Here is a 2,717-nt window from a genome sequence, read left to right as displayed (position 1 = left end):
TGCAGATAACAACCGGAAACAGAACCACGGATGAACACGGATCGACACGGATGGAGACCAATCCGTGTTGATCCGTGGTTCGATATGTGGTGAAGTCTGCTTGGTTCTGTTTCTTCACCGTTACAATCCGCAAGTAAAAAAGGTCAGGCCTCGGGTGGCGGCGGGACCAAGACCTCCCGGTTGCCGTTGGTCTCGGCGGGGCCGACCAGGCCGATGCGCTCCATCTCCTCGACCATCCGGGCGGCCCGGTTGTAGCCGATCTTGAGCCTGCGCTGCACGCCCGAAATGGAGGCGCGGCGGGTCTCGGTGACGAACTGGACCGCTTCGTCGAACAAGGGATCCTGGTCCTCGGTGTCACCACCGGAGGAGTCCGGATCGATGCCGGGAATGGCCTCTCCCGTATCCTGCAGAACGGTGTTGATATAGTCCGGCGCCCCCGTTCGCTTGAGGTGTTCCGCAACCCGGTGCACCTCCTGGTCGTCTACGAAGGCGCCGTGTACCCGTTGGGGAATGCTGGTGCCGGGGGGAAGGTAAAGCATATCGCCCCACCCAAGGAGGTGCTCGGCCCCCATCTGGTCGAGGACGGTCCGCGAATCGATCCGCGAGGACACCTGGAAGGCCATGCGCGTCGGGATATTGGCCTTGATCAGGCCCGTAAGCACGTCCACCGACGGGCGCTGGGTCGCGAGCAGCAGGTGAATTCCCGAGGCCCGCGCCTTCTGCGCCAGGCGTGCGATGAGCTCCTCTACCTTCTTGCCCACCACCATCATCATGTCCGCCAACTCGTCGATGATGACTACGATGTAGGGGAGGTGGGCGAGGTGAGGCACCGCCTCGGTCTCATTTACCCCCAATCCGCCCGGCTCGGTCACGAACAGGGGATCGGGGATGGGCTCCCCGGCCGCCTCCGCGTCCGCGACCTTGCGGTTGTAGCCGGCGATGTTGCGCACGCCGAGCTGGGCCATCAGGCGATACCGGCGTTCCATCTCTGCGACGCACCAGCGCAGGGCACTCGCCGCTTCCTTCATGTCCGTGACCACGGGGGTGAGCAAGTGGGGAATGCCCTCGTAGACCGAGAGCTCCAGCATCTTGGGGTCCACCATGATCAGGCGCACATCCTTCGGTGTGGATTTATAGACCAGACTCAGGATCATCACATTGATGGCCACGGATTTTCCCGAGCCCGTCGTGCCGGCGATCAGGGCATGGGGCATGCGGGCCAGGTCCGCACACACCGGCTGTCCGGCGATATCGGTACCCATGGCCAAGGTCAGAGGCGCCTTGGCGTCCTGATAGGTCGGGGAGGTCAAGACCTCGCTCAGGAAGACGGTCTCGCGGTGCTCGTTGGGGATCTCGAGGCCGATGACGGATTTGCCCGGTATGACCTCCACCACCCGCACGCTCACGGTGGACAGCGCCCGCGCGATGTCCTTGGCGAGACCCGTGATCTTGCTCACCTTGGTGCCGGGCGCAAGCTGAAGCTCCAGCAGAGCAACCACCGGCCCCGTATGCACCGCGACCACTTCCGCGACGACACCGAAGTCCGCAAGCTTGGCCTCCACTTGGCGCGAGAGATCTTCCAGCATCTCCTCCGTGTAACCCTTACCGCTCTTGCGGGGCGGGTCCAGGAGCTCCAGGGACGGGGGCCTCCCCTCGCCGAGAAACTGGGAGCCCTCGAGCTGGGGCCCGTCCTGCGCTGCCGCGGGTGCAGCTGCCGTGACGGGTTTCGACCGCTCTGGTTTCGACTGTTCTGGAGGGGGACCGGGCTCGGCGACCGGCGGCATCTCCGGTTGATAAGACTCAGATAGCTCCGGGGCCTCCGGCAAGACAGGTTCGTCCCTTTCCTCGCCATCCGCCGGGGACCGACGGCGCCATAACGGAAACCAGGTCCCGTCCTTTACCCACCGCATAAGAGCCAGGACGGAGCCCCCCAAGGTATCCAGCACCGCCAGCCAAGAGATCCCCGTGAGGAGCCTGAAACCGGCGAGAAACAACCCTAATAGGAACACAGTTGTTCCCTTGGGGCCAAAGGCCAAAATCATACTGTCCCCGAGGAGCAACCCCAGCCCTCCCCCAGTCCCGTTCGGTAATTCGGCCCCGAGCGCCGGCAGGTAGATACTTGCGAAGGCACAGCCCGCGACCAGGGCGAACAAGAAGCCGAACCAGCCGAGCGCCAACTTGTGGAGTCGGATCTCGGGCTCCGGTTCCGGCTTGCGAAAGATCAGATAGCCGCTCCAGGCGACCATAACCGGGATAGAAAAGGACAAAATACCGAACAGATAAAACGCGATATCGGAGAACCAAGCGCCGACCCTGCCGCCCGCATTGGTCACGATGCCACCGTAACCGATGTGGGACCAGGCCGGATCTTGGGGGGAGTAGGTCACCAGGGTCAGCAGTAGATAAAGCGCCACACACAGCAGGGCCCACAGCGCCCCTTCACGGATGCCGCGTTGCAGATAGTCGCTGAAGGTCAGCGTCCCGACCCGAGTTGCCTGAGCCACAGGTTAGTCCCCTGGTATCCCTTTGGATATTACAACCTTACAGAGGCTTTTTCCTGTAATCAAGGAAAGATAAGCCAGGGCGAGCGGGATAAATCTCCGTCGGTTAAGCAAACTGATTTCAGCTGCCAGCGATCTGAGAAGCTGTCTGGTTAAAATGGATCCGAGCGTCGGGTTGCGTTACGCCGCGTTCGGCGCCGTGCCGGTCCGGGCGCG

1 protein-coding gene is annotated in these 2,717 nt (G+C 62.7%); it reads right to left on the bottom strand.

Annotation, left to right across the window (positions count from 1 at the left end; translation table 11 throughout):
- Positions 1-143: 143 nt before the first annotated feature.
- Complete coding sequence (locus BQ17_RS15945) at positions 144-2,504, bottom strand: DNA translocase FtsK (protein ID WP_089728718.1); 2,361 nt, start codon at positions 2,502-2,504, stop codon at positions 144-146.
- Between the last annotated feature and the right edge of the window lie 213 nt (positions 2,505-2,717).

The sequence above is a fragment of the Candidatus Thiosymbion oneisti genome, from assembly GCF_900092655.1.
Classification (GTDB): Bacteria; Pseudomonadota; Gammaproteobacteria; order Chromatiales; family Chromatiaceae; genus Thiosymbion; species Thiosymbion oneisti.
The sequence above is the reverse complement of the archived record's forward strand: the minus strand, read 5'-3'. Positions and strand labels throughout refer to the sequence as shown.